The sequence below is a fragment of the Bacteroides sp. AM32-11AC genome (assembly GCF_003603515.1).
In the GTDB taxonomy this organism is placed as follows: Bacteria; Bacteroidota; Bacteroidia; order Bacteroidales; family Bacteroidaceae; genus Bacteroides; species Bacteroides uniformis.
The window spans coordinates 23,792-49,449 of sequence record NZ_QTNH01000012.1; the positions used below are offsets into that span (position 1 = coordinate 23,792).

The following is a 25,658-nucleotide window of genomic DNA, read 5'->3' on the forward strand; positions in this document are numbered from 1 at the left end:
ATCGCTTGTTTAAAGCAAAATTACCATTATAACAAATGTATAACATATAAAACAAAAAGATTATGAACATTAAACCATTAGCAGACAGAGTGCTGATACTCCCTGCACCTGCAGAAGAAAAGACAATTGGCGGTATCATTATTCCTGATACAGCGAAAGAGAAACCTTTGAAAGGTGAAGTTATTGCAGTAGGCAACGGAACAAAAGACGAAGAAATGGTGTTGAAGGTTGGTGACACAGTGCTGTATGGCAAGTATGCCGGTACTGAACTGGAAGTTGAAGGAACCAAGTACCTCATCATGCGTCAAAGCGATGTGCTCGCTGTTTTAGGTTAATTTGTAAATTGTAAATCGTTAAAATGTAAATATAGTTATGGCAAAAGAAATATTATTCAATATCGATGCCCGCGACCAATTGAAGAAAGGTATCGACACACTGGCAAATGCAGTAAAAGTAACCCTCGGCCCTAAAGGTCGTAACGTTATCATCGAAAAGAAATTCGGTGCTCCCCACATCACGAAAGATGGTGTAACGGTAGCTAAAGAAGTAGAGTTGGCAGACGCATATCAGAATACTGGCGCACAGCTGGTAAAGGAAGTTGCTTCCAAGACCGGCGACGATGCAGGTGACGGTACTACAACTGCTACTGTTTTGGCTCAGGCTATCGTAGCCGAAGGTCTGAAGAACGTGACTGCCGGTGCTAGCCCGATGGATATCAAACGCGGTATCGACAAGGCTGTTGCCAAAGTGGTTGATTCTATCAAAGGCCAGGCGGAAACAGTGGGTGACAATTATGACAAGATTGAGCAAGTTGCTTCCGTTTCTGCCAATAACGACCCCGTTATCGGCAAGCTGATTGCAGACGCTATGCGCAAAGTTTCCAAAGACGGTGTTATCACTATCGAAGAGGCAAAGGGTACTGATACTACTATCGGTGTGGTTGAAGGTATGCAGTTCGACCGTGGTTACCTCTCTGCTTACTTCGTTACCAATACGGAGAAGATGGAGTGCGAAATGGAAAAACCGTACATCCTGATTTATGATAAGAAGATTTCCAACCTGAAAGATTTCCTGCCTATCCTCGAACCGGCAGTACAGACCGGTCGTCCTTTGCTGGTTATTGCAGAAGATGTGGATAGCGAAGCGCTGACAACTTTGGTTGTAAACCGTCTGCGTTCTCAGTTGAAGATTTGTGCAGTGAAGGCTCCGGGCTTCGGTGACCGTCGCAAGGAAATGTTGGAAGATATTGCAGTGCTGACCGGTGGTGTTGTCATCAGCGAGGAAAAAGGTCTGAAGCTGGAACAAGCTACTATCGAAATGTTGGGTACTGCCGACAAGGTAACTGTTTCCAAGGATAATACAACTATTGTAAACGGTGCCGGTGATAAAGAAAACATCAAGGAACGTTGCGAGCAAATCAAGGCTCAGATTGTATCTACGAAATCTGATTATGACAAGGAAAAACTGCAGGAACGTTTGGCCAAGTTGTCTGGCGGTGTAGCTGTTCTTTATGTAGGTGCTGCTTCTGAGGTTGAAATGAAGGAAAAGAAAGACCGTGTAGACGATGCGCTTCGTGCTACCCGTGCCGCTATCGAAGAAGGTATTGTTCCAGGTGGTGGTGTAGCCTATATCCGTGCATTGGATGCTCTGGAAGGCTTTAAGGGTGACAATGTAGATGAAACAACCGGTATTGACATCATCAAACGTGCTATTGAAGAACCGTTGCGCCAGATTGTTGCCAACGCTGGTAAAGAAGGTGCTGTTGTTGTACAGAAAGTACGCGAAGGCAAGGCAGACTTCGGTTACAATGCCCGTACCGATGTTTATGAGAACCTGCATGCAGCCGGTGTGGTAGATCCTGCCAAGGTTACTCGTGTGGCTCTTGAAAATGCCGCTTCTATTGCCGGTATGTTCCTGACTACAGAATGTGTAATCGTAGAGAAGAAAGAAGATAAGCCTGAGATGCCGATGGGTGCTCCCGGAATGGGAGGCATGGGCGGAATGATGTAAGATCGTTTTCCCTGATTGCTTAATCAAATAGGAGAACCGCAGTGTCTTTTTGATAGATACTGCGGTTTTTTTGTTCTATTTACCTTCTTGATTATTAATAAAAAGCGTGTAATATTACAAAAGTGTTACAAAAATGATTAGTTTTCATGTCTTTTGTTCGTTTTTGTTGTTAGCAAAATAAAAAATCATATCTTTACCCTTCGTAAAGATAACCTAATCAACAAGAACTATTAACCTTTTTAATTGAAGAGAAAATGAACAAAAGCGAAATTGGACTAAATGCTGGGAAAGTTTGGCAGTTGCTTAGCGATTATACCAGATGGAGCTACGGTTCTTTAAAGAGGAAGTCCGGACTGAAGGACAAGGAGTTGGGAGCCGCATTGGGGTGGCTTGCCCGTGAGGACAAGATTGAAATTCATCAGGAAGAAGATGAACTTTATGTTTCACTAGGGGTAAATGTTTATATCGGATAAAGGAAACCGATTGAATGGATTGATTGAGGAGCACAGATTTCTCAGTGCGGAAGCATTTTCCACCGGGGGATGAAATCTGTGCTCCTTGGTTTCTTCATGTTGCAGAATATTCTTTTCTTTGCACATTCTTTTCAATGAACAAAAACAGAAAGACTATGAGAAGTTTTGCTTCAGACAATAATTCAGGCGTACATCCGTTGGTAATGGAGGCGCTGAACCGGGCCAACCGTGACCATGCTATTGGTTATGGGGATGATCCTTGGACAGAGGAGGCTGTCCGTAAAATAAGGGAAGCGTTTACGCCGGATTGCGAACCGTTGTTCGTATTCAACGGTACGGGCAGTAATGCGGTGGTTTTGCAGCTGTGTACCCGCCCTTATAATTCCATTATTTGTGCAGAGACTGCACATATCTATGTCGATGAGTGCGGTGCGCCTGCCCGTATGACAGGTTGTCAGATTCGTCCTATAGCTACCCCTGACGGCAAGCTGACGCCCGATTTAGTCCGTCCTTATTTGTGCCATTTCGGCGAACAGCATCATTCGCAGCCCGGAGCCATCTATATTTCGCAATGTTCGGAGCTGGGCACTGTCTATAAGCCGGACGAGTTGCGGGCTTTGACGGATTTGGCCCATCGGCATGGCATGTATGTCCATATGGACGGAGCCCGTCTGGCAAATGCTTGTGCAGCCTTGAATCTTGGCTTTAGGGAACTGACAGTGGATTGCGGGATAGATATCCTCAGCTTCGGTGGTACGAAAAATGGACTGATGTTGGGAGAAAGCGTGGTTGTCTTTAACCCAGCTTTGAAGAAGGAAGCTTATTTTGTGCGCAAGCAGTCGGCACAGCTCGCATCCAAGCTCCGCTATCTGTCCTGCCAGTTCACTGCCTACCTGACGGACAGCCTTTGGTTGAAAAATGCCGCGCATGCCAATCGTATGGCAAAGATTCTTTACGACGGATTGAAGGAATTGCCAGGTGTGCATTTTACGCAGAAGGTGGAAAGTAACCAACTTTTCCTTACGATGCCCCGTCCGGTGATTGACGAGCTGTTGAAGGACTATTTCTTCTACTTCTGGGATGAGGCCATCCACGAAATCCGTTTTGTAACCTCTTTTGATACTACGGAAGAAGATATCGAGCAATTGCTGCAATCGGTAAAAAGGCTTCTCTGAAATATATAAAAGCTCCTAACCTTCACAGGCTGGGAGCTTACTTCGAAACTTTCCCCTCTTGGGGGTAGGGGAAGGTTTACTGAAAACAAACCGATTGAATATTTACCTTAAATACCTTTGCACGATAACCTTTTTAACTAACCTTTTCAATAAATCTTTGTTAGAGTATGCTTATATACCGACAGCCTCGCGGACCGGTACAAAAGTGTAGCCTTTTCGTTTCAGTGTCTTAATCATCTTGTCCAGATAGCCATTATAGAACTTGTCTGTGCGGCGGTCGTCCGTTCCGAAGTGCATCAGCATTAGGTGTCCGTTCAGACCTTCTTTCTTTTCCACCTCCATAATCTTGTCGTAGATGAATTTGCTGCTCCGGTACTTCTGTCCCATGTCCGGAGTGGTGTAGTCGGCATTGCTCATGGTACCAGGGGTATAGTTGATGACTTGAATACCCATATTCTTTGCCCAGGCGGATATTTCCTTGTTATAGTATTCGTAAGGGGGAATATAGACGGGAGCGTCCTTGTATTCGATACCTGCCTTGCGGAGGGTCTCGTAGCTTTTCATCATATCGTTCTCAAACTCTTCGCGGGTGACCAGCAGAGAATCACGGTCTTCCCAAGGCATGTACAACAGATGTCCGTAACTGTGGCTGCCTACAAAATGCCCTTCGTCGAGCAGGCGTTTCACTACATCGGGATAGAGTTCATAGAACTCTCCGGTAAAGAAGAAGCCACCTTTGATGCCATGCTTCTTCAAGGTGCTGATGATGGCATCGGCACCGTCTGCTTTGTCGGCGGCAGTGAATACGAGGGTGATTTGCTTTTTTGAGGGATCGGTGCGGATAATGCCTCCGTCCACATATACATTCTTGTCATTTGGGATACCGGCTTGCTTCATTCCATCCTTCTGCATGGCAGAGAGGTAGTACGTGAGGCAGGCGGTTCCGTCCATGGTAGGCTCATTGGTGGAATAGTCGTGGATGGCGTCGTGATATACCATCAGGTCTGGCTGGAAGCGTTCGTAGTCTTGTCCGGGAGTTCCGGGAATTCCCGTCATATTGACACCGCGCAGGCTTTCGAAGATGGTACGATAGACAGGACCGTCCACCAGTCCGCCGGTAGTATTGCCCACGCCTGCATTCAGCAGTGAGGAGTGGGGTTGCGAGGGATAGTCTCCGTAAAGGGGAAGTTCCACAATCATGCTGGTTCCCCAAGGGTTACAGCCGAACAGCCAGTCGCGCAGGGAGGCTTCCATTTCGGCGTATGTGTCATCGCCGGTGGTTTCACGGTACAGCCGGCATTGGGTCAGCATGGCGGTAGTCAGATTGTTGGAACACCAGATGTAGGGTATACCGTGCAGGAAGGGGCTTTCTACCGCTTTCTCGTACGTGCGTTCAATGCCCGTACGCATGTTGCGGATGAATTCCTTGCTGATGCGGCTGTTGTCCACTTTGGCAAGATGGTAGTGCCCCATGTTCATGAACGGATACCATTGGTAGTGGCGTGCACTGTCGGCGCCCATCCAAGGAGTCACCGGTTCGCGACGTCCGTATTCAAGGGCTTGGGCCAGGTATTTGTTGTCGCCGGTGGCTTTGTACAGTTCCATGGCTCCCAGTTCCATATCGTCCACCCAGTTGTCCTCTTCGTAAATGTAGGGAGACAAGACAGAGGCTGTCTGGCATGCTCCCGGTTTCTTTACGCCTTCCTGATAGGCGGCATCGGCCTTGGCTTCGATTTCTGCTGCAAATTCAGGATAGTAGTCTTTCAGTATCTTGGCGCCTAAAGCGAAGCAGGAGGCAAACTTGCCGGCAGTGCTTGCCACTCCGGTCGTTGCATTCTTGAACTCTCCACGTACTTGCGGTTCGCCACTGCAAAAGTAAACGGGGCGTCCTTTACCCGGTCCGTAGCCGTAATCCACCAGGTCTTTGTTAGGTAGGCGCATTCCGGCATGGTCACGGTCGTCGGCTATCTGGTTGTACAGCTCGCCTGGAGCAGGATTCATCCGGTTCAGCCAGTCCAGTCCCCACTTGATTTCGTCCACGATGTCGGGAATGCCGTTGGCTCCCGGATGTCCGGCTGCATCATAGGCGTCACCGAATGATTCCGGATTTTCCTGATAGGCAAACATCATCTGGTAGATGGCATTGGCGGAGGTGGTGGTGTATTGCAGATAGTCCGTAGCATCGTGCCAGCCTCCGCGGACGTCTATATGTTGTCCGGTTTTGGTGGGATGATAGACGATGTAGCCGTCGTGCACGTGGCAGCTGTCTTTCAGGAACGGATTATAGCCGCAGCGTTGCTGCCGCATGTAGTGCAGCAGGTAGTCTGCGGTACCGTTGTAGACTTGTGCATTGATGGGGAAACGGGGGGAGACCGCTTTGCCTGCTTTCAGATAATACGTGCCCGGTTCTGTGAAATCACTGAAGTTCAACCGGTAGGTACTCTTTATGCCTCCCATCTTGCCGGTGGCCTTGGTTGTGTTGAAGGTACGCACCACCTTTCCGGTGAAAGCGTCAATCAATGAATAATTTTCTACGTTTGTTCCTTCCTCGCTCATGAATACAGCGACTTTGACGGATTGCGGCAAATAGCCGAGTTGGTTGATTCTGATCCATTCGCCTGCTTTGCCCGGCAGGGCTACGAGAGCGAATATTACCGTTAGGAGCCAATAATTACTTTTCATAATGGGGGTTTTTAATCTAAGGTTGGGGATTATATATAAAACAAATTTTCCTTATTACAAATAAAGCATTTTCTGTCAATTTTAGGAAGATTTAGGATGAATAATTAGACGATATTAGGTGTCGTTTACACTATTTTGGTATTTTATAGACGTGAAATAAGTGTTTGGTTGAAACTAAATGTTTGTTTATCACGTAATTATTATGCTTGATGATGCTTTTTAATTTTCGTTTACCTATTTTAATAATGCGTAAAACAAATTGGCGTGTTATTTGTTTTATGGTATTTAGACAATAAAACTAATAGACTATGGCTTATATTGATTACTATCAGGTCCTTGGAGTGGACAAAAAGGCATCTCAGGATGACATCAAGAGAGCGTTCCGCAAGCTGGCGCGCAAGTACCATCCTGACTTGAATCCGAACGATGCTACGGCCAAGGATAAGTTTCAGGCTATCAACGAGGCGAATGAGGTGCTGAGTGATCCTGAAAAAAGAAAGAAATATGATGAATATGGTGAACACTGGAAACATGCCGACGAGTTTGAAGCGCAGAAGCGGGCACAGCAGCAAGCCGGGGGCTTCGGAGGATTTGGCGGTGCCGGTTTTGGAGGTTCCGGTGCGGGATTTGGTACGGACGGAGGCGGTACGTATTGGTATTCTTCCGACGGCCAGGAATTTTCGGGCAGTAATGCCGGTGGTTTCTCAGACTTCTTCGAACAGATGTTCGGTCATCGTACGCGCGGAGGAGGCGGTGCCAATGCCGGTTTCCGCGGGCAGGATTATCATGCGGATTTGAACCTCTCGCTTCGTGAGGCTGCGAAGACCCATAAACAGATATTGACGGTGAATGGCAAGCAAGTGCGTATTACCATTCCGGCCGGTGTGGCCAACGGACAGGTCATCAAACTGAAAGGCTATGGTGGCGAGGGCATCAACGGAGGTCCTGCAGGTGACTTATACATCACGTTTGTGATTCCGGACGACTCGGTATTCAAGCGTTTGGGAGATGATTTGTATGTGGATGTGACCGTCGACCTTTATACAGCCCTGCTGGGTGGCGACCAGTTGGTGGATACTTTGGATGGTCAGGTGAAGCTGAAGGTGAAACCCGAAACTCAGAACGGGACTAAGGTACGTCTGAAGGGTAAGGGCTTCCCCGTATATAAGAAGGAGGGACAGTTTGGCGATCTCATCGTGACTTATTCCGTGAAGTTGCCGACAAACCTGACGGAACAGCAGAAAGAGATGTTCCGTAAAATTCAGAGTATGAACTAATGAAAGGAGAACGGATTATGCAGAACGAATGGATTGTCATCAGCGAATATTGTGACAAGTGTCATATAGAGCCCACTTTTATTGATATGCTGTGCGAAAGTGGACTGATAGATGTGGAGCAGGAAGGTGGAGAGCGTTATCTGCCTTTCTCCGAGTTGCCGGATGTGGAACGGTACAGCCGTATGTACTACGACCTTTCCATCAATATGGAAGGGATTGATGCCATCCACCATCTGCTGGCAAGGATGGAAGAGATGCAGCGGGAGATACACTCGCTGCGCGGCAGGCTGAGGCTGCACGGAGAGTATTAATTTTCCTTTCGTCTCTTTGAGAACTTTTGTCCTTTTAAGAAGGGGCAAGCAGGAGGAAGTATTTCAGAAAAAACAAGCGGGCACCGGAGTAGCTAAACTCCGGTGCCCGCTATATTTGCCTTGTCCAAGCAATGCGTTTATTTGCGGTAGCTTTCCAGCTCTTCTGCCTTGAACTTACGGATGAAGTTAAAGTGTTTTTCCACTTCAGCTTCTGCGTAGTTCACATACACCAGAGCCGACTTGCCGAACAGTTCGGGAGCCTTTGTCGCGTCCTGAATGATGAGGTGCGACATGATACATACCGCAGCCATCTCATAGAGGCGACGTGCCACGAAGTCCAGCAATTCCTGATTCTGTGCCTCTTTCACCGCATTGGTGCAGGCTTCGAACTTGTTGGTCATCTCTTTGATGCGGTCCATCAACGGTTGCATTTCTTCGCTGCACGGCACTTGCTCGTAGTCGCGCAAGGTGGCAGAGTATGAGCCGTTTGTTACATAGCGGATAGCAGCTACGGTCTGCAACTGAGTAGTACCTTCGTAGATAGAAGTGATACGTGCATCACGATAGATACGTTGGCAAGCATACTCCAGCATGAAGCCCGAACCGCCGTGAATCTGGATGCTGTCGTAAGCATTCTGATTGGCATATTCAGAGTTCATACCTTTTGCCAGCGGAGTGAAGGCGTCGGCAAGTTTGGCATACTTCTTTTGTTCCTGGCGTTCTTCCGGAGTCAGTTTGCGTTCGCGAGCAATGTCGTCCAGCGCTTTGTAGATGTCAACGTAGCGGGAAGTCTGGTACAGCAAGGAGCGTCCTGCATCCAACTTGGCTTTCATAATAGCCAGCATGTCATATACAGCCGGGAATTCGATGATAGCCTTGCCGAACTGCTTGCGGTCTTTGGCATAAGCCAGACCTTCGTTGTAGGTAGCTTGTGAAAGGCCTACCGACTGTGCGGCAATACCCAGACGGGCACCGTTCATCAAAGCCATAACGTATTTAATCAAACCAAGCTTGCGGTCGCCGCAAAGTTCTGCCTTTGCATTCTTGTAAACCAGCTCGCAGGTGGGAGAGCCGTGGATACCCAGCTTGTTCTCAATGCGGCGCACGTCTACACCGCCTTCATTCTTATCGTAGATGAACATGGACAAGCCACGTCCGTCTTTGGTACCCTCTTCTGAACGTGCCAGTACGAGGTGGAGATTGGCGTCACCGTTAGTAATAAAACGCTTCACGCCGTTCAGGCGCCAGCAGTTGTTGGCCTCGTCATAGGTCGCTTTCAGCATTACGCTCTGCAAGTCGGAACCGGCATCCGGTTCTGTCAGGTCCATAGACATGGTCTCTCCGGCGCAGACACGCGGTATAAAACGGCTGTGCTGGTCTTCGTTACCGAATTCGTAGAGCGTTTCGATACAGTCTTGCAGTGACCAGATGTTACCGAAACCGGCATCGGCGGCGGCAACGATTTCCGCACACATGGTGTACGGAGTAATCGGGAAGTTCAAGCCACCGAAACGGCGCGGCATGGTCATACCGTTCAATCCGGCTTTTACCATGGCGTCGAGGTTCTGCTTGGTGCCGCTGGCATATTCCACACGGCCGTTGGCACAGTGGGGACCTTCTTCGTCCACGCCCTCGGCATTGGGAGCGATAATCTCTCCGGTAATCTCTCCGGTGATTTCAAGTACCTTGTCAAAAGAGTCCATAGCATCCGCATAGTCCTGCGGGGCATAGTCATACTTGTCTTTGTCTTGGTAACCGCGTTCTTTCAGTTCGCAGATACGTTCCATCATCGAGTTGTTCAGATGATACTTCAATTCGGGAACTTCGGTATAAAAATTTGCCATAATTTCTTGGTTATTTAGGTATTCTGAAGTATAGGGGTATGGTGAATTTCACTCGCTTGGCCTCTCCGTCCTGATAGCCGGGCGACCAGCGGTAGACGTCGGCAATGGCCTCGAAAGCGCGTATGGCTTCTTTGTCGATGTCATAGCGCACGGACTGGAGAATTTTGGGATGGGTCATCTTGCCTTCTTCGTCTACAACGAATCGCAGGATTACCCTTCCTTCCGCCTTTTGTTTCCAGGCGTCTTCCGGATATTTGGTAACATTGGCCACCAGTTTCATAAGGTTCTCTATTCCGCCGGGGAAGGATGGAAACACGAAATACGGCTGATGTTCCATTTCAGTTCCGTACTCGTCGAACATCTTTCCACCGGTACACTGATTCTCTGAATAGTGTTCCTCTCTACGGAGTTTCCCGTCGGGATAGTACTGCAGGAGTGTTCCGTCAAGTTTACCATCGCTGTAGCTCCGGGCCAGATGTATGGCACCGTCGGGATAATACACCATGGTCTGCCCCTCCAGGCGGTTGTCTCTATATACTTCTGTCAGGCTGTCCTTGCCATTTGCATAGAATGATGTATGCAGGCCTTCCCTTATCCTTTTGCGGGGATTGCTTTTGTATTCGGAGAAATGCCAGACATCCTTCTTTTGTCCTTCCAAAGCATACTCTTCCACCTTGATGCATTTCTTGTTTATCTTGGAAACAAGAGCATACTTGACTGCCTGGATGGAGTCGTCCGTCCATTGGTAATTCTTGTCCAACCAGAGCTTTTCTTGAGCGATAGCGGAAGATATACCTGAAAGAAGAACAAATATAAGAATCAGCCCTTTCATGATTACCTTTATTGTTATTTACTGTGTGATTTATAATATTTTATCATCTTCGGGATAACCTCTTCCACCGTACCGTTGATGACATAGTCGGCAATCGTATTGATGGGAGCGTTCTCGTCATTGTTGATGGAGATGATAATACCACTTTCCTGCATACCGGCAATGTGCTGGATTTGTCCGCTGATGCCGCAAGCAATATACAGTTTGGGGCGGACAGTGACACCGGTCTGGCCAATCTGGCGGTCATGGTCGGCATAACCGGCATCGACGGCAGCACGGCTGGCGCCTACCTCTGCATGGAGTTCTTTGGCAAGCTCGAACAACATGTCAAAACCTTCCTTGCTTCCCATGCCGTAGCCGCCGGCAATCACGATGGGAGCGCCTTTCAGGTTGTGTTTTGCCTTTTCTACGTGGCGGTCGATGACTTTTACCACATAATCCGTCTCGGGCACGTACTTGGCAACGTCGTGGTTGATGACTTCGCCCTTATAGTCAGCGTCCAGTATCTCTTTCTTCATCACGCCTTCGCGAACGGTTGCCATCTGCGGACGGTGCTCGGGATTCACAATCGTGGCAACGATGTTACCGCCGAATGCGGGACGGATTTGATACAGCAGGTTCTCGTAAACCTTGCCTTCCTTCTTGTCTTCGTGGTTGCCGATTTCCAGTGAGGTACAGTCGGCAGTCAGTCCGCTGGTCAAAGCGGAAGAAACGCGCGGGCCGAGGTCGCGACCGATAACGGTGGCGCCCATCAGGCAGATTTGCGGCTTTTCTTCTTTGAACAAATTGATGAGGACAGAGGAGTGGGGAAGGGAAGTATAGGGGAACAAGCCCGGAGCGTCGAATACGTGGAGTTTGTCTACTCCGAAGGGCAATACTTGTTTTTCAATGCCTGCCAGATTGTTGCCGGCAGCAACTGCCTCCAGTTGACAGCCCAACTGATTGGCTAATTTACGACCTTTGGTCAAGAGTTCGAGACTGACGTCGGCAACTGTTGTGCCTTCTATCTCTAAATATACAAATACATTATTCATAATCTTATCCTATCGTATGGTTAGCTAACAGTTCAACAATCAAATCTTCCACATCCTTGTCGCTGCCCGTCAGCGTTTTGCTTTCTTTGGCCTGGAATGAGATGTTCTGAATGGTCTTCACCTTGGTAGGCGAACCGCTCAGACCGCATTGTGCAAGGTCGCCGTTCACGTCGGCAACACTCCATTCCGTGATGTTCAGATAGGGATATTTCTCGTAGAGGCCGGCGTAGGCAAGCTCAGCGCCTTCCTTGGTGATGGCAGCTTTTTCCTGGGCACCGAGGGCGCGTTTGTACTTCTGCACCAGTTTGGCATTGCGCGGGCGGCAGGGAGCGGCACTTCCGTTTACGGTGATGACTATGGGCAGGGGAGCCTCAACGGTTTCCACACCACCGTCAATATGACGTTTCACGGTAATCTTCTTGGCGGCTTTATCCACGTTCAGAATCTCTTCTGCGTAGGTCACTTGCGTCAGCCCCAGCTTTTCGGCAACCTGCGGGCCTACTTGGGCGGTATCACCGTCGATGGCCTGGCGTCCGCCAATGATGACGTCATAGTCGCCTATCTTCTTGATGGCTGTGGCAAGGGCATACGAAGTGGCAAGCGTATCGGCACCTGCAAAGGCGCGGTCGGTCAGCAGATAGCCGTTGTCGGCACCACGGTAAAGTCCTTCACGAATAACTTCGGCTGCACGTCCCGGTCCCATGGTCAGGATGGTAACGGTGGAGCCCGGATGTTCATCTTTCAGTCGGAGAGCCTGTTCAAGAGCGTTCAGGTCCTCGGGGTTGAAGATGGCAGGGAGTGCCGCGCGGTTGATGGTTCCGTCGGCTTTCATGGCATCTTTCCCAACGTTGCGCGTGTCGGGAACTTGTTTTGCCAATACAACAATTTTCAAACTCATGCTATTAATTATTAGTATTAGTATTTCTTTGTATGTCAGTACCGGGAATAGGAGTAGTAGAATCCTGCTACTGAAATTGGCCGGTTAACTCATTATTAGCCTGCAAATTTACGGAAAGAGTTGGGTTTGACAAGAAAATGGGGTGAAAAATGCACAAGTTGAGGGATTTTGCGCAAATATCAGTTGGCTCTATATCTGTAAAAAAGGTAATAAAACCGGTAATTTATCTACCTTTCCGTTCCCGTTTCCTCTGTACTTTTGCAGCGTCTGGATGAGGTCTGCATAACGGGCAGCATCGGATAAACAAGCATTGCTACTTAAATGTTATTATAGAATATGTATATTGAAAAAGTAAATTCCCCTGCTGACGTGAAAAAGTTATCAGTCAGCGAAATGAACGGATTGGGTGGAGAAATCCGCCAGGTGTTGTTAAACAAGTTAAGCTCCCACGGAGGACACGTAGGTCCCAACCTGGGAATGGTAGAAGCCACCATAGCCCTGCATTACGTGTTCGATTCACCAACGGACAAGATAGTCTATGACGTGTCTCACCAAAGTTATACCCATAAGATATTGACAGGCCGCCGGGCAGCGTTTATGAATGCGGACGAGTATGACGAAGTCTCCGGATATTCCGAACCGTCGGAAAGCGAGCACGACTTCTTCGTCATTGGGCATACCTCTACCTCCGTCAGTCTGGCAAGCGGACTTGCCAAGGCGCGTGACCTGAAGGGGGAGGCGGGTAATGTGATTGCCGTCATCGGCGATGGCTCGTTGAGTGGAGGTGAAGCCTTCGAAGGATTGAATGTAGGTGCCGAACTGGGCACGAACTTCATCGTCATTGTCAACGATAACCAGATGTCCATTGCCGAGAATCATGGCGGGCTATACCGCAATCTGCAACAGTTACGCGAAACGGAGGGGCAGGCTCCCTGCAACTATTTTAAGGCAATGGGATATGATTATCTCTATGTGAAGGATGGCAATGACGTGGAGCAATTGATAGAGGCTTTCCGTGAAGTGAAGGACAAGAAGCATCCGGTTGTGGTACATATCAATACCTTGAAAGGTAAGGGATACAAATTGGCAGAAGAGCAAAAAGAACGTTTCCATTACAGTGTTCCGTTCGACCTTGAAACCGGCAATCTGACCGGTGAGTCTGGAGAGGGTGAAGACTATGCCGACCTTACCGCCGGTTATTTGTTGCAGGAGATGAAGAAAGACCCGACTGTGGTGGGCATCACCGCAGGTACACCTACGGTATTTGGCTTTACACCGGAGCGCCGCAAGGAGGCAGGGCGGCAGTTCATCGATATGGGCATTGCCGAAGAGCAGGCTGTTGCCATGGCTTCTGCCATTGCTGCCGGAGGTGGAAAACCGGTATTCGGGGTCTACAGCACCTTTATCCAGCGCGCCTACGACCAGTTGTCCCAGGATCTTTGCATCAACAATAATCCTGCACTGATTCTTGTCTTCTGGGGAAGCTTATCGAGTATGAATGATGTTACCCATCTTTGTCTTTTTGATATTCCGGTCATCGGTAATATTCCGAATATGGTTTATCTGGCACCTACTTGTCGTGAGGAGTATATGGCAATGCTGGAGTGGGGCATCCGTCAAACGGAACATCCGGTTGCCATTCGCGTGCCGGCCAATGGGGTTGTCCGCAGGAATGTAGAACCGGAGAAGGATTACGGCAAGACGCTGAACCGTTATGAGGTGTCCCATCGTGGAGAGAAGGTCGCCATATTGGGACTGGGCTCTTTCTATCAGTTGGGCGAAGCCGTGGCTGCCCGGTTGAAGGAAGAGAAAGGAGTGGATGCCACGCTTGTCAATCCTCGCTACATCACGGGTGTGGACGAGGCTTTGCTCGATGACCTGAAGCGCGACCATACACTGGTCATTACTCTTGAGGACGGAGTGCTGGACGGTGGCTTTGGCGAGAAGATTGCCCGTTATTACGGTCCGTCGGATATGAAGGTACTGAACTATGGTGTGAAGAAAGAGTTTATCGACCGTTACGATGTGGAGGAGCAGTTGAAGAAGAACCGGTTGACGGTTCCGCAGATTGTGGAAGATATCTGTAGGATTTGGTAAGAATTGAAAAAGGAGATGCATCAAACTGCATCTCCTTCTTTTATTTATTTAATACCCAGTTTCTTGGCAATATCCTTAGGCAGTGCATCCTTGTGCACAATGATGTTCATTGTTTTATAGCGCACGAAAGCTTTGGAAGCATACCACAGTCCTTTGTACTTTCCGGCTTCACCCCAAGAGTTCTTTACCATATAGTATTCGTTGCCTTCCTGGTCTTTGGCTATACCGTAAATCAGCATACCGTGGTCGTCAGTAGTTTCCCAGTTGTCGTATGCCAGCTGGCGCTCTTCTTGTGTGCACCACTTCTGCGGTTGAGGCTTGCTGTTCAGTTTCTTTTCTTCGGGTTTCATTTTCAGCCAGTGTGCCATGTCCGAACCGCTCAGTTCTTGCACCTTTTCTGCATCGGGCATTACGGCTATACCGTCGCGTGTGAAGCCTTGTTCGCTTACGTCACTACCCCATGCAATGGTGTAACCCTTATTGATAGCGTTGTCAAACACTTCCATCAACTCGTCGATAGGCAAGTTGTAGGAAGAAGCCCAACGCCAGTTGTCTTGTATTTCCAGGACGAACGGCTGGTAGAAGGGATGGTGGGTATAGGAAGTCAGTGAGATATAGTCATCTGCATTCAGTCCGGTAGATTCATAGAAAGACTTCGGAGTATATTCCTTGCCTTTGTAGGTGAACTTCTCGGGACGTTCGCCCAGATAGATGTCGTGGATGGCAGTGATGGCCTTCTTCCAAAGCGGGTTATTTTCCTTGTCTGCTTGCAGGCTACGGTGTCTTCCCTTGGCAATGGCTGCCACTACGGCATCAGATACGGCTGTCAATTCGGTGTGGTTGCTCAGCGTGTCGCCATACATAACGCCCGGACGCATTTCCTCTTCGGGCACCAGACCGAAAGTTTTCATACCATAAATTACATCGTAGAACGAACCGCCTTGTGAGAACGAAACGTCACCATGTGTACGCACTGCCTTGTCGGCACGGTCCAGATAGGTGTTGTGTACGATAAACATTTCAGAAAAGTCGTATTCGCCTTTGCCCATGCGGAGCAGTTCGGATTCGATGAATGCCAGTCCGGAATAGCACCAGCATGTACCGGCACGGTTTTGGTTCTTAACAGAAGTGATAGGATTTTCTTTTACGGTTGTAAAAATGAAACCTTCCTCTTTCGGAGTGTCTTGTGCTATTGTGTTTAAACTTAATAAACCCAATGCAGCCATCAGTATTGATTTCTTCATCATAATTAAAATGTTATAGATTTATAGTTGCAACTGCAAATATAGATAGAATATCGTAAACAAAAGCTATCTTTGGAGCGTTAATTCTGACACTTATGGAGAAAATAATACGTATCGACGACCATAGCGGTCTTGTTTTGGAGGGCGGCGGTATGCGCGGCGTCTTCACTTGCGGTGTGCTCGACAGCTTTATGGATCGTGGCATTCGCTTTCCCTATACCATCGGCGTCAGTGCCGGAGCCTGCAACGGACTTTCTTATATGTCCGGTCAGCGCGGGCGTGCCAAGTACAGCAATATCGACTTGCTGGAAAAATACAATTACATCGGATTGAAGTATCTGTTGAAGAAGCGGAATATCATGGATTTCGACTTGTTGTTCCAGGAGTTTCCGGAACACATACTTCCCTACGACTACGAGGCATACTTTCATTGTCCCGAACGCTATGTGATGGTAACTACCAACTGCGAGACGGGCGAAGCGAACTATTTTGAGGAGAAGCGGAGTAAAGAGCGCGTCATTGATATTGTGCGTGCTTCGAGCAGTCTGCCGTTTGTCTGTCCCATTACCTACGTGGACAACATCCCGATGCTGGATGGAGGTATTGTGGACAGTATCCCTTTGATGCGTGCCCGTCAGGATGGATTTACCAATAATGTGGTGGTGTTGACGCGCAATCATGGGTACCGTAAGGAAATTCAGGGAACGAAGGTTCCACCTTTTATATATAAGAAATATCCGCTATTGCGTGAAGCCATCAACCGCCGCAGCATTGTCTATAATCAACAGTTGGAGCAGGTGGAACGGATGGAAGCCGCCGGGGAAATCGTTGTGATCCGTCCACAAAAGCCGGTAGTGGTAGACCGCATCGAGCGTGACATCAAGAAGCTGACGGAGCTTTATGAAGAAGGATACCGGTGTGCGGAACAGTTTGCTTTTCGTTTTTGATTCTGAGAGAGTATACTATGAGAGCTGGTGCAATTAGCATCTGCTCCCATATTGTTTTCATTCTTTTCTATTAATTTGCTGCTAAAGCTAAAGTTTATTTAGCAAAAAACACGCGTAGAATACCTTTAGAAAGGGGATGTATCAAAAATACCACCTTTCGTAACATTTGTTATAGGTGCAAATCCTGGTTTCGCTTAATTTTGCTGACACAAAACTCAATTGCAGAATTGGTTTATTATTAACTTTAAATTAATAGATATGTTGAAAAGCATTAGTCTCAGGCTTTGCACACTAATTGTGCTTCTTTTTGTGGGCATTCTTTCCTTTGCCCAGCAAGTTCAGGTAAAAGGTACTGTCGTTGAAAAATCGAGTGGTGAATCCATTATCGGTGCTTCTGTCATGGAAGTAGGTTCCAACAGCAATGGAACAATTACGGATATTGATGGAAATTTCACGCTGTCTGTAACTTCCGGTGCCACATTGTCCGTATCCTATATAGGATATAAAACCGTTACAGTAAAGGCACAGCCCACTTTACGCATTGAGTTGACGGAAGATTCCCAGTTGATTGATGAAGTAGTGGTGACCGGCTATATGTCCGAGAAGAAGGCCAGTTTGACCGGTTCGGTGGCTGTGGTCAAGATGAAGGATGTAGCAGATATTCCTACGGGAAATGTGTTGTCGAGCTTGCAGGGACGTGTTGCCGGTATGAACATTACGACTGACGGCACACCGGGCGGTGGAAATACTTCTACATTGGTCCGTGGTAAGTCATCTTTCCGAAATGATGCCAATTCCCCGCTTTATGTCATTGACGGTGTGATGACCCGTGAGAACATCTCGTCTATCCTTTCTTCCAATGATGTAGAATCCATTCAGGTATTGAAGGATGCCGCTTCCGCTTCTATTTATGGTGCACAGGCTGCCAATGGTGTGATTATCATTACTACCAAACGTGCCAAGAAAGGGGAGACCCGTGTGGATTTTGATATGTCGTTGACTTTGCAGACCTATCAATGTGGCTTTGATATGTTGAATGCAGATGAGTGGGGCCAGGTTTATTGGTCGGCTTATAAGTATGCCAATAATGGAGCTACGCCAAGCAGCGAAATATATGGTAATGGTGCAACTCCCCAACTTCAAGACTATATCGGCCTGAATGGAGCTAAAGTACATGCCGTTGATACGGATTGGCGCGATGTGGTTTATCGCACTGCCTTGATGCAGAATTACAGTGCGACACTTTCAAAGGGCTCTGACAATGGTGCCTTCTCGTTAGCGTTGAACTATCTCGACCATGACGGTCTGGTAGAGAATACGAATTTCCAGCGTATCAATACCCGCATCAGTTCTAACTATCATTATCTTGACAATCGCTTGCGCATCGGCGAGAACGTTGCTATCAATCGTTGGACACAGACCCTCAGTCCGGCCGGTGTAGATGAGAATGCCATCAAACAGCATCCTGCCAAGACGGTTTATGATGAGAATGGCAATTATAACGATGCCATCAATGATGTTTTGGGTGATGCCCCCAATATGGCACGTTTGTTGGAGAATGAAAAACAGAACAAACATGATTACTGGCGTATCTTTGGTAATGCATTCCTTGAAATTGAACCGATTAAGAACCTGGTGCTGAAAACCAATTTCGGTATGAATTATTATGATGAAACCAACAAAACTTTTGAGCCGGCATGGGCACGCGATGAGGTCAATAAGCTGACTCAATCATCCAACAAAAGACTGGATTGGGTATGGACCAATACCGTGACTTATAGCAAAGCTTTTGGAAAGAACAATCTGACTGCACTTCTTGGTACAGAAGCCAAGAAGAACCATTCGGAATCCATGTTCGGTTATGGTACGGGACTGGCTGTAGAAGATGAAGATTATATTTATCTCGACGGTGTGACTGCCGGTAAGAATGTAGGTGCCGGTGCTTCCAATTATGGCATGGTGTCTTACTTTGGTAAAGTGAATTATGATTATGAAGGACGGTATCTGGCTTCTGTTACGGTACGCCGTGATGCTTCTTCCCGCTTGGCAAAGGGTAATAATGTGGATTACTTCCCTTCAGTGTCGGCAGGCTGGCGCATTTCAAGTGAGAAGTTTATGGAAGCGACCAAGAATTGGTTGGCAGATTTGAAACTACGTGCTTCATGGGGTATCAATGGTAACGATATTATTGATAATGAGGCCCCCTATACTAAATACTTGATTAGTCTGAAGGATGCAAGCTACAACATGAACGGTGATGGAACGACTTTGGCTCCCGGTGGTTACAAAGTGAGGTCTACCAATCCCGATTTGAAGTGGGAGAGTACAAGACAACTCAATATTGGTGTGGACGCCGCTTTCCTGAATGGACGTCTGAGTGCTTCTCTCGATTATTTTGATAAGAAGACAAGTGATATGCTTGTAGAGAAACCGTATATTGCTGTCATTGGCGAGGGTGGTTACTGCTGGTATAATGGTGGTACGATGAACAATAAAGGTTTCGAGATGGCATTGACCTGGAATGATAAGGTGAAGGATTTCCAGTATAATGTAGCATTTAACCTTTCATATTACAAGAATGAAGTGACAGAGCTGTCGGAAGAAATTTACTATACTTATGGTGGCGGTAATGGTGTTGACAAGACCTTGGTTGGTCAACCGTTCGGTTCATGGATGGGCTTCAAGACAGATGGAGTGTTCCGTACCCAGCAGGAGGTGGATGAGTATAAATCCAAATATAATGTACAGTTTGGCGCTCCCGGAGTAGGACGTATTAAATACGTGGATGCTGATGGTAACGGTACGATTGATACGAACGACCGTGTATGGTTGGGGTCTGACAATCCGAAAGTGATTGCAGGTCTGAATCTTGGGGCATCTTGGAAAGGCTTTGACCTCAGCATGTTCTTCAACGGTATGATTCGTGATGCCTATAACAACTCCAAATATTATACGGATTTGTTCCAATGCTGGACCGGTAATCATTCTACCCGCCTGCTCGATGCCATGCATGCCTACGAGAACTTTGAAAAGACGGGTGTTTACAATAGCAGTGTACCTGCTTTAACCACCCTTAACAGCAACAATGAGCACGAAGTTTCTGAGTTCTATATTGAAAATGGTTCGTATATCAAGCTGAAAAGCCTGACATTGGGTTATACGCTTCCTAAAGCAGCTCTCGACAAGATGAAGATGCGTCATGCGCGCATTTATTTCCAGGCTCAGAATTTGTTTACGATTACCGGTTATACGGGTGCCGACCCTGAAGGTCTGGGCTATCCTTATCCGTTGCCCCGTACGTTCTCTTTGGGATTATCATTTGGTTTCTAAACTTTAAAACTATACTATTATGAAATTGAAACATTTATATATGCTTGGCGCAGTAGCGCTGATGACTGCAAGCTGTAATGAAGACCGTTTCCTGGATTTGAAGCCCCAGGGTAGCTTGAACGAAGATATTATGACTTCTACAGAAGGTGCCGACCTTTTAGTGAATGCCGCGTATGCAGCTTTGGGTGGTCCCGAGGGACAGAGTTGGAGTGTATGGTGTCATCCTACTTCCAATTGGACTTATGGTGAGGTGCGTTCGGATAATGCCTATAAAGGCGGTGGTGGTGTCGGTGACCTTAATGAAGTGCACCGTATGGAGACATTTGATATGGATGCAACCAATGGATTCTTGGACAGCAAGTGGTATCATCTATATTGCAGTGTACAGCGTTGTAACTCTGCATTGCGCGTACTGAATGCTGCAACAGATGAGCAGGTAAACGGACGTGTATCCCGCATTGCGGAGATGAAAGTGCTTCGTGCCCATTATTATTTTGAATTAAGCCGCCTTTTCAACAAGATACCTTATTTTGATGAGAACGTTGAGATTTCCCAATATCCGGATATTCCGAACAATGAGTTTACCCGTGACGAGATTCTGAGTATGCTGGCCAAGGAGATGCTTGATGCCGCCGAACAGCTTCCTGCATCACAGCCGGAGGTAGGGCGTATTCATAAATACATAGCACTGGCCTATGCGGCTAAAATCAAGCTGTACCAGGCGTATCAGCAAGATGAGATTACGCATGCCGTAACTTCCATCAATAAAGAGCTGCTGAGGGAAGTCGTTTCGCTTTGCGACCAAGTGACTGCCAGCAACCGTTACGGTTTGCTTGACGATTTCCAGGGATTGGATTTAGTAACTAATGAAAACGGTAAAGAATCTGTTTTTGCCATTCAATATTCCATGAATGACGGTACCGAAAGTGCCGGCCGCATCAACTGGAGCAATCTGTTGAATTCTCCGGGTGGAGGCAGCCCTTACGGAGGTGACGGTTTCTTCCTGCCCAGTCAAGATCTGATAAATGCTTACCAGACAGATGCAAACGGTCTGCCCGATTTTAATTATCAGTCAAAGTCTGATTATAGTTGGGCGGTATTGAACAATGGGGTTTATACTTTACAAAACACGACTCCCAATGTAGACCCGCGTCTCGATTTTGTTGTGGGCCGTCCTACTATAACTTGGAAAACTTATCCGGACAAGCCGTGTGAGGGATGGGTGCGTGATAAGGATACTTATGGCTATAATTGCGCGAAGCGCTTCTGGGTTTCTCCGGAAAGTAGTGATATGTTTAATGGCTGGCCTTGGGGGGCTTCACAGTTGAACTGGCAGATTATACGTTACGCGGATATTCTTCTTTGGAAAGCTGAGGCTCTTATTGAACTCAATGAAGGCAATGGACTCGAAACTGCCCGTGATTTGATTAATCAGATACGCAATCGTGCCCGGAACAGCGCCTATGTAAAGGATTTCAACGACCATTCCAAATATGCGGCCAACTACCTTGTCAATCCTTATCCTGCTGATGTCTGGAATCAGGATTATGCCCGTCAGGCCCTCCGTTGGGAAACACGTCTGGAGAAGGCTTTGGAAGGTGAACGTTTCTTCGACCTAGTCCGTTGGGGCATAGTGGAAACAACCATGAACAAGTACATTACCGCGGAGTCGGACAATCGCATTTATTATGCCAATGCGCACTTTACGGGTGGAAAGGATGAGTATTATCCGGTTCCGAACAATCAATACGGATTTTCTGGAGGCAAGTATGTACAGAATCCCGGTTATGCTCCGTTCAACTAATTATATTTTGAAATAAAAACGTAAGGGAGGGGAAACGTTTGTTTCCCTCTTTTCCTTTAAACAATCTTTTATTATGAAAAACTTTGCCTATTCTATATTAGGCTGTCTATTGCTTTCTTTGAATGCAGCTTTTGCTCAAAAAACATGGTCGTTTGACGGGCAGGACCCCTTACTTTCCTGTGACGGTAAGTCATTGTTGAATTTGTACACTATAAAGGAAATACCAGAATTTGTTACCGGAGTCGAAGGTAAAGCCCTTCGTACAGACGGGTATTCCACTTGGATGGATACAACCACGGAAGGAGATGTTTCGTCGTTGTCCGGATGGTTTGCTCTGGAATCTTATCCGACGGATACTGCTGCCTTTATGGGAATCAGAGACATGGCAGGAACATCTGTAGCGGTATGTGTAGACCGTTATGGTGAGCTGCTGTTGGGAATGGGGCAGAATGGCTCATACTCTTACTGTTCATTAAAGACAAAAGTCGACCGTTTCAAGTGGCTGCATGTGGTCCTTGATTTGAGTAATGAATCGGTTTGCTTGAATGGACAGAGGATGAGTGCAGAGGTATGGCCCCGGAACTTGCAGGATGGTGAAATGATGTTTCGGGTAGGTAAGGATTTCAGGGAAAAGAAGGTTTGGATGTACGATGTTACGGCTATAAACGGGTTGATTGACGGGATAAGCCTCACTCCCTTTTCCGATGATTCGTCTGCATGGAGAGACGAGATTGCCTTAGGATTGAAGAAGACTCCGGTTTTGGCTATTCCGGAAACCCGTTTTGCGAAGGACTTCAACCGTCCTCGCTATCATCTGTTGCCGGCTGCCAACTGGACGAATGAGACGCATGGTTTACTTCTTTATAAAGGTAAATATCATATATTCAATCAGAAGAATGCTTCTGCAATCTTCCTGGGACAGATAAATTGGGGACATTTCAGCAGTCCCGATATGCTTCATTGGACGGAGGAAAAGCCGGCTTTGACTCCTGATGCTGCTTATGACAAGAATGGAATATGGTCCGGGCATGCTGTTATCAATGATGACGGTATCCCCCAGCTGATATACACAGCCGGTGGAGACAAGATGGGAGTGGGTATTGCTTTTCCAAAAGATACTGCGTTGATAGAATGGGAGAAATATGCGGGTAATCCGGTTATTGCCGAGAAGCCTGCCGGATATACCCGTACGGACATGCGTGACCAGTATGTTTGGAAAGAGGGTGATGTCTGGTATATGATTATCGGTTTCGGCATTGAGCAGACCGATACACCCCACGGGGCTTTGCTGCTTTATAAATCGGCGGACTTGAAGAGATGGGATTTTGTACATTTGCTGTTTGAGGGCAATCCGGAAGTGGATGACTCCGGTATTTTCTGGGAAATGCCGGTCTTTAAGAAGATGGGCGGCAAATATGTTCTTTTGGTGAATAGGGTTCCTCATAAAGGCATACCTGCGCGTTGCCAGTATTGGATAGGAGATTTCAAGAATGAAAAGTTTATACCGGACAACCCAGTCCCTCAAAATCTGGAGGTCATCAATCGCTTGCTGTCCCCCTCTGTTGTTGAGACTCCGGAAGGGGATGTTGCTGCCATTGCCATTATACCCGATGAAATAGGAGGGGAGGCCACTTATGAACAAGGATGGGCACATCTCTACAGTATGCCCAGAAGATGGCAGCTGAAAGATGGGAAACTATGCCAAACACCCCATCCCGTGATGAAACAATTGCGTGAACAACCGACGGTTTATTCCAGACAGGCATTGACTGCTGCGAAACCGTGCATTGTGAGCAGAAGGGAACATCAGCTTGAAGTCAAGGCGACTTTTTATCCCGGTGACGCAAAACGGTTTGGATTTACATTGTGTAAGAATCCGGATAATAGCGAATATAGCCTGATTTATTATGATGTGGAGAAGGAGGAACTTATTGTGGACCAGACGCATTCTTCCTTGCGTGCACACATTCCTTTGAAGATTCGTAAGGATCATTATCGGTTGGATACTGCTAAACCGGTGGAGATTCGTTTGTTTATTGACGGTTCTGTAGTGGAAGGATTTATTAATAACGAAGATGCGTTCACTACAAGAATCTTCCCTTTGAAAGAAAATAGTACGCTATTGGAGCTATTCTCTGATGGAAAAACAACGGAAGTTGCTGCCGAAGTTTGGAAACTGAAAGATGTAAAGGTAAAGATGAACTTTTAATGAAAATACAGAAAATGAAGATACCAGCTATATTGGGTGCACTTTTATTGGCAGGAACATTGTCTGCCGGTGCACAAATGAATTCAGACAGTTTATACAAAGAGCCGTATCGTCCTCAGTATCATTTCAGTCCGGAGAAGGGATGGATTGGTGATCCCTCGGGATTCATGTACTATCAGGGTAAATATCATATGTACTGGTGGGGCAAAGTCGAATCTACAGATTTGGTACATTACCAACAGATAACCCCTTATGCCATGACCGGAACGGATGACAATATCAGTTACTTCACCGGTTCTGCGGTCATAGACAAGAACAACACGGCCGGCTTCGGCAAGGGGGCTTATGTGGCGGCTTACACCGTTTTTGAGAAGGACTCCAAGAAACAGGCGCAGGGCATCTCTTTCAGTCATGACGGAAAGACATTTCATTATTATGAAGGTAACCCGGTTCTGGACCTTTGGAGTACGGAATTCAGGGACCCTACCGTCTTCTGGCACGAGCCGACCCAAAAATGGGTGATGGTTGTAGCCAAGGCCCTGGAGAAGAAAATAAAGTTTTATACCTCTCCTGATTTGAAGAGCTGGACTTGGACCAGTGATTTTGGCCCTGCCGGTGACAGTGAAAAGTCTTGGGAGTGCCCGGATTTATTCCAGTTGCCGGTTGACGGGGATTCTGACAAGAAAAGGTGGGTGATGGTCGTATCTGTAAACTGGGCGCAAGAACAATATTTTATAGGAGACTTCGACGGCACTTCTTTTAAGCTGATGGAGAACCATCCTGCAGAGCCTCTATATGTGGACAAAGGGCTGGACTTTTATGCATCCCGCACATTTCAGGATTTTGACGGAACGTTGGATTCCAAAATTTCGATGGGCTGGGTTGCAACCTGGGACTATGCACCGGTAGCTCCATCGAAGTATGGGAAGGGCTTCTGGTCCATTCCCCGTAATCTGGAACTGAAGACATACAAGGAAGGCGTGAGGCTGGTGCAGAAACCGGTGGAACAGTTGCAAACACTTCGCCATAAGCCTGCATCGGTGAAACGTGCTTTATCGGTGGGAACACAGAGGTTACCCGGCTTTGTTCCCGATGAGAATGTCTACGAACTCGATGCTTCGTTTTCTACTGACGTATCCAACACCTTTGGCTTGAATTTGTGTGTGGGTGAAGGGCGCAAAGTGGTGGTCAGCTATGATACGGATTCACATAATCTGGTGATTGACCGCACCCATTGCTCCGATGTGCAGATTCCTAAATTCAGCCGTATGGCATATGCCAGGGTGGAACCGGTAGATAATAAGATACGTTTGCATATATTTGTAGACAAATCGAGTATTGAAATCTTTGCCAATGACGGGAAGGATGTATTCACATTATTAACCTATCCGGGCGAGGCTCAAACCGGTATCGAACTTTTTGCGCAGAAGAAGGGGACGAAGATGGAGTTGGATGCCTGGATGCTTAAATCAATATGGAGATGAGGAATTT

18 protein-coding genes are annotated in these 25,658 nt (G+C 47.3%); 12 read left to right on the forward strand and 6 right to left on the reverse strand.

The window, feature by feature from the left end; all coding sequences use genetic code 11:
* Positions 1-62: 62 nt before the first annotated feature.
* The 4 genes from DW800_RS13870 to DW800_RS13885 all read left to right on the forward strand — a co-directional run bounded on the left by DW800_RS13870 (position 63) and on the right by DW800_RS13885 (position 3,658).
* Positions 63-335 carry a co-chaperone GroES gene (locus DW800_RS13870; protein WP_004290132.1) on the forward strand — a complete coding sequence of 91 codons (273 nt, stop codon included), beginning with the start codon at positions 63-65 and terminating at the stop codon, positions 333-335.
* Between the two features lie 37 nt (positions 336-372).
* Positions 373-2,010: a chaperonin GroEL gene (gene groL / locus DW800_RS13875; protein WP_005826239.1), complete on the forward strand. Its 1,638-nt coding sequence runs from the start codon at positions 373-375 to the stop codon at positions 2,008-2,010.
* Positions 2,011-2,264: 254 nt separating this feature from the next.
* Positions 2,265-2,483 (forward strand): winged helix-turn-helix domain-containing protein, encoded by a 219-nt coding sequence (locus DW800_RS13880; protein WP_005826242.1) that lies wholly within the window; start codon positions 2,265-2,267, stop codon positions 2,481-2,483.
* Positions 2,484-2,638: 155 nt separating this feature from the next.
* Positions 2,639-3,658: a threonine aldolase family protein gene (locus DW800_RS13885; protein ID WP_034525502.1), complete on the forward strand. Its 1,020-nt coding sequence runs from the start codon at positions 2,639-2,641 to the stop codon at positions 3,656-3,658.
* Positions 3,659-3,829: 171 nt separating this feature from the next.
* Here the strand turns inward: DW800_RS13885 and DW800_RS13890 are convergent, their stop codons facing one another.
* Positions 3,830-6,340, reverse strand: coding sequence for a glycoside hydrolase family 9 protein (locus tag DW800_RS13890; RefSeq protein WP_119958146.1), 2,511 nt, complete (start codon positions 6,338-6,340; stop codon positions 3,830-3,832).
* A 308-nt stretch (positions 6,341-6,648) separates the two neighbouring features.
* Between DW800_RS13890 and DW800_RS13895 the strand changes: the two genes are divergently transcribed.
* Positions 6,649-7,617 (forward strand): DnaJ C-terminal domain-containing protein, encoded by a 969-nt coding sequence (locus DW800_RS13895; RefSeq protein WP_005826253.1) that lies wholly within the window; start codon positions 6,649-6,651, stop codon positions 7,615-7,617.
* Between the two features lie 17 nt (positions 7,618-7,634).
* Positions 7,635-7,928 carry a chaperone modulator CbpM gene (locus tag DW800_RS13900; protein ID WP_009036538.1) on the forward strand — a complete coding sequence of 98 codons (294 nt, stop codon included), beginning with the start codon at positions 7,635-7,637 and terminating at the stop codon, positions 7,926-7,928.
* 137 nt (positions 7,929-8,065) lie between these two features.
* Here DW800_RS13900 and DW800_RS13905 read toward each other — a convergent pair whose 3' ends face one another.
* Genes DW800_RS13905 through DW800_RS13920 form a run of 4 tightly spaced genes read right to left on the reverse strand, consistent with a single transcriptional unit; the run spans position 8,066 to position 12,536 of the window.
* Positions 8,066-9,772 carry an acyl-CoA dehydrogenase family protein gene (locus tag DW800_RS13905; RefSeq protein WP_117703670.1) on the reverse strand — a complete coding sequence of 569 codons (1,707 nt, stop codon included), beginning with the start codon at positions 9,770-9,772 and terminating at the stop codon, positions 8,066-8,068.
* A gap of 10 nt (positions 9,773-9,782) precedes the next feature.
* Entirely contained in the window at positions 9,783-10,604 is an 822-nt protein-coding gene (locus tag DW800_RS13910) for an energy transducer TonB (protein WP_005826257.1), read from the reverse strand.
* 14 nt (positions 10,605-10,618) lie between these two features.
* The gene (locus DW800_RS13915; RefSeq protein WP_005826260.1) at positions 10,619-11,638 is read right to left on the reverse strand and encodes an electron transfer flavoprotein subunit alpha/FixB family protein; all 1,020 of its coding nucleotides are present in this window, start codon (positions 11,636-11,638) and stop codon (positions 10,619-10,621) included.
* Positions 11,639-11,642: 4 nt separating this feature from the next.
* Positions 11,643-12,536: an electron transfer flavoprotein subunit beta/FixA family protein gene (locus DW800_RS13920; protein ID WP_005826262.1), complete on the reverse strand. Its 894-nt coding sequence runs from the start codon at positions 12,534-12,536 to the stop codon at positions 11,643-11,645.
* 336 nt (positions 12,537-12,872) lie between these two features.
* Here DW800_RS13920 and DW800_RS13925 point away from each other — a divergent pair, with 336 nt between their 5' ends.
* Positions 12,873-14,633, forward strand: coding sequence for a 1-deoxy-D-xylulose-5-phosphate synthase (locus DW800_RS13925; protein WP_005826266.1), 1,761 nt, complete (start codon positions 12,873-12,875; stop codon positions 14,631-14,633).
* A gap of 44 nt (positions 14,634-14,677) precedes the next feature.
* Here the strand turns inward: DW800_RS13925 and DW800_RS13930 are convergent, their stop codons facing one another.
* The gene (locus DW800_RS13930; RefSeq protein WP_034525503.1) at positions 14,678-15,877 is read right to left on the reverse strand and encodes an aminopeptidase C; all 1,200 of its coding nucleotides are present in this window, start codon (positions 15,875-15,877) and stop codon (positions 14,678-14,680) included.
* Between the two features lie 95 nt (positions 15,878-15,972).
* Here DW800_RS13930 and DW800_RS13935 point away from each other — a divergent pair, with 95 nt between their 5' ends.
* From DW800_RS13935 to DW800_RS13955, 5 genes are all read left to right on the forward strand, one after another.
* Positions 15,973-16,824, forward strand: a complete 852-nt coding sequence (locus DW800_RS13935; RefSeq protein WP_008663962.1) for a patatin family protein — start codon at positions 15,973-15,975, stop codon at positions 16,822-16,824.
* A 258-nt stretch (positions 16,825-17,082) separates the two neighbouring features.
* A complete protein-coding gene (locus tag DW800_RS13940) occupies positions 17,083-20,154 on the forward strand; it encodes a SusC/RagA family TonB-linked outer membrane protein (protein WP_008663961.1) in 3,072 nt (1,023 codons plus the stop codon).
* Between the two features lie 19 nt (positions 20,155-20,173).
* The gene (locus tag DW800_RS13945; RefSeq protein WP_008663960.1) at positions 20,174-21,958 is read left to right on the forward strand and encodes a RagB/SusD family nutrient uptake outer membrane protein; all 1,785 of its coding nucleotides are present in this window, start codon (positions 20,174-20,176) and stop codon (positions 21,956-21,958) included.
* Between the two features lie 73 nt (positions 21,959-22,031).
* Positions 22,032-24,167: a glycoside hydrolase family 32 protein gene (locus DW800_RS13950; protein ID WP_005826278.1), complete on the forward strand. Its 2,136-nt coding sequence runs from the start codon at positions 22,032-22,034 to the stop codon at positions 24,165-24,167.
* Positions 24,167-25,651 (forward strand): glycoside hydrolase family 32 protein, encoded by a 1,485-nt coding sequence (locus tag DW800_RS13955; RefSeq protein WP_005826280.1) that lies wholly within the window; start codon positions 24,167-24,169, stop codon positions 25,649-25,651. Before DW800_RS13950 ends, DW800_RS13955 begins: the two co-directional genes overlap by 1 nt.
* Positions 25,652-25,658: the final 7 nt, after the last annotated feature.

Coding starts and splice junctions, on each gene's coding strand:
- DW800_RS13935 (WP_008663962.1), top strand. CDS start 15,973: ATGGAGAAAATAATACGTATCGACGACCATAGCGGTCTTGTTTTGGAG.
- DW800_RS13905 (WP_117703670.1), bottom strand. CDS start 9,772: ATGGCAAATTTTTATACCGAAGTTCCCGAATTGAAGTATCATCTGAAC.
- DW800_RS13940 (WP_008663961.1), top strand. CDS start 17,083: ATGTTGAAAAGCATTAGTCTCAGGCTTTGCACACTAATTGTGCTTCTT.
- DW800_RS13900 (WP_009036538.1), top strand. CDS start 7,635: ATGCAGAACGAATGGATTGTCATCAGCGAATATTGTGACAAGTGTCAT.
- DW800_RS13920 (WP_005826262.1), bottom strand. CDS start 12,536: ATGAGTTTGAAAATTGTTGTATTGGCAAAACAAGTTCCCGACACGCGC.
- DW800_RS13945 (WP_008663960.1), top strand. CDS start 20,174: ATGAAATTGAAACATTTATATATGCTTGGCGCAGTAGCGCTGATGACT.
- DW800_RS13890 (WP_119958146.1), bottom strand. CDS start 6,340: ATGAAAAGTAATTATTGGCTCCTAACGGTAATATTCGCTCTCGTAGCC.
- DW800_RS13880 (WP_005826242.1), top strand. CDS start 2,265: ATGAACAAAAGCGAAATTGGACTAAATGCTGGGAAAGTTTGGCAGTTG.
- DW800_RS13930 (WP_034525503.1), bottom strand. CDS start 15,877: ATGAAGAAATCAATACTGATGGCTGCATTGGGTTTATTAAGTTTAAAC.
- DW800_RS13910 (WP_005826257.1), bottom strand. CDS start 10,604: ATGAAAGGGCTGATTCTTATATTTGTTCTTCTTTCAGGTATATCTTCC.
- DW800_RS13915 (WP_005826260.1), bottom strand. CDS start 11,638: ATGAATAATGTATTTGTATATTTAGAGATAGAAGGCACAACAGTTGCC.
- DW800_RS13870 (WP_004290132.1), top strand. CDS start 63: ATGAACATTAAACCATTAGCAGACAGAGTGCTGATACTCCCTGCACCT.
- DW800_RS13925 (WP_005826266.1), top strand. CDS start 12,873: ATGTATATTGAAAAAGTAAATTCCCCTGCTGACGTGAAAAAGTTATCA.
- groL (WP_005826239.1), top strand. CDS start 373: ATGGCAAAAGAAATATTATTCAATATCGATGCCCGCGACCAATTGAAG.
- DW800_RS13885 (WP_034525502.1), top strand. CDS start 2,639: ATGAGAAGTTTTGCTTCAGACAATAATTCAGGCGTACATCCGTTGGTA.
- DW800_RS13955 (WP_005826280.1), top strand. CDS start 24,167: ATGAAAATACAGAAAATGAAGATACCAGCTATATTGGGTGCACTTTTA.
- DW800_RS13950 (WP_005826278.1), top strand. CDS start 22,032: ATGAAAAACTTTGCCTATTCTATATTAGGCTGTCTATTGCTTTCTTTG.
- DW800_RS13895 (WP_005826253.1), top strand. CDS start 6,649: ATGGCTTATATTGATTACTATCAGGTCCTTGGAGTGGACAAAAAGGCA.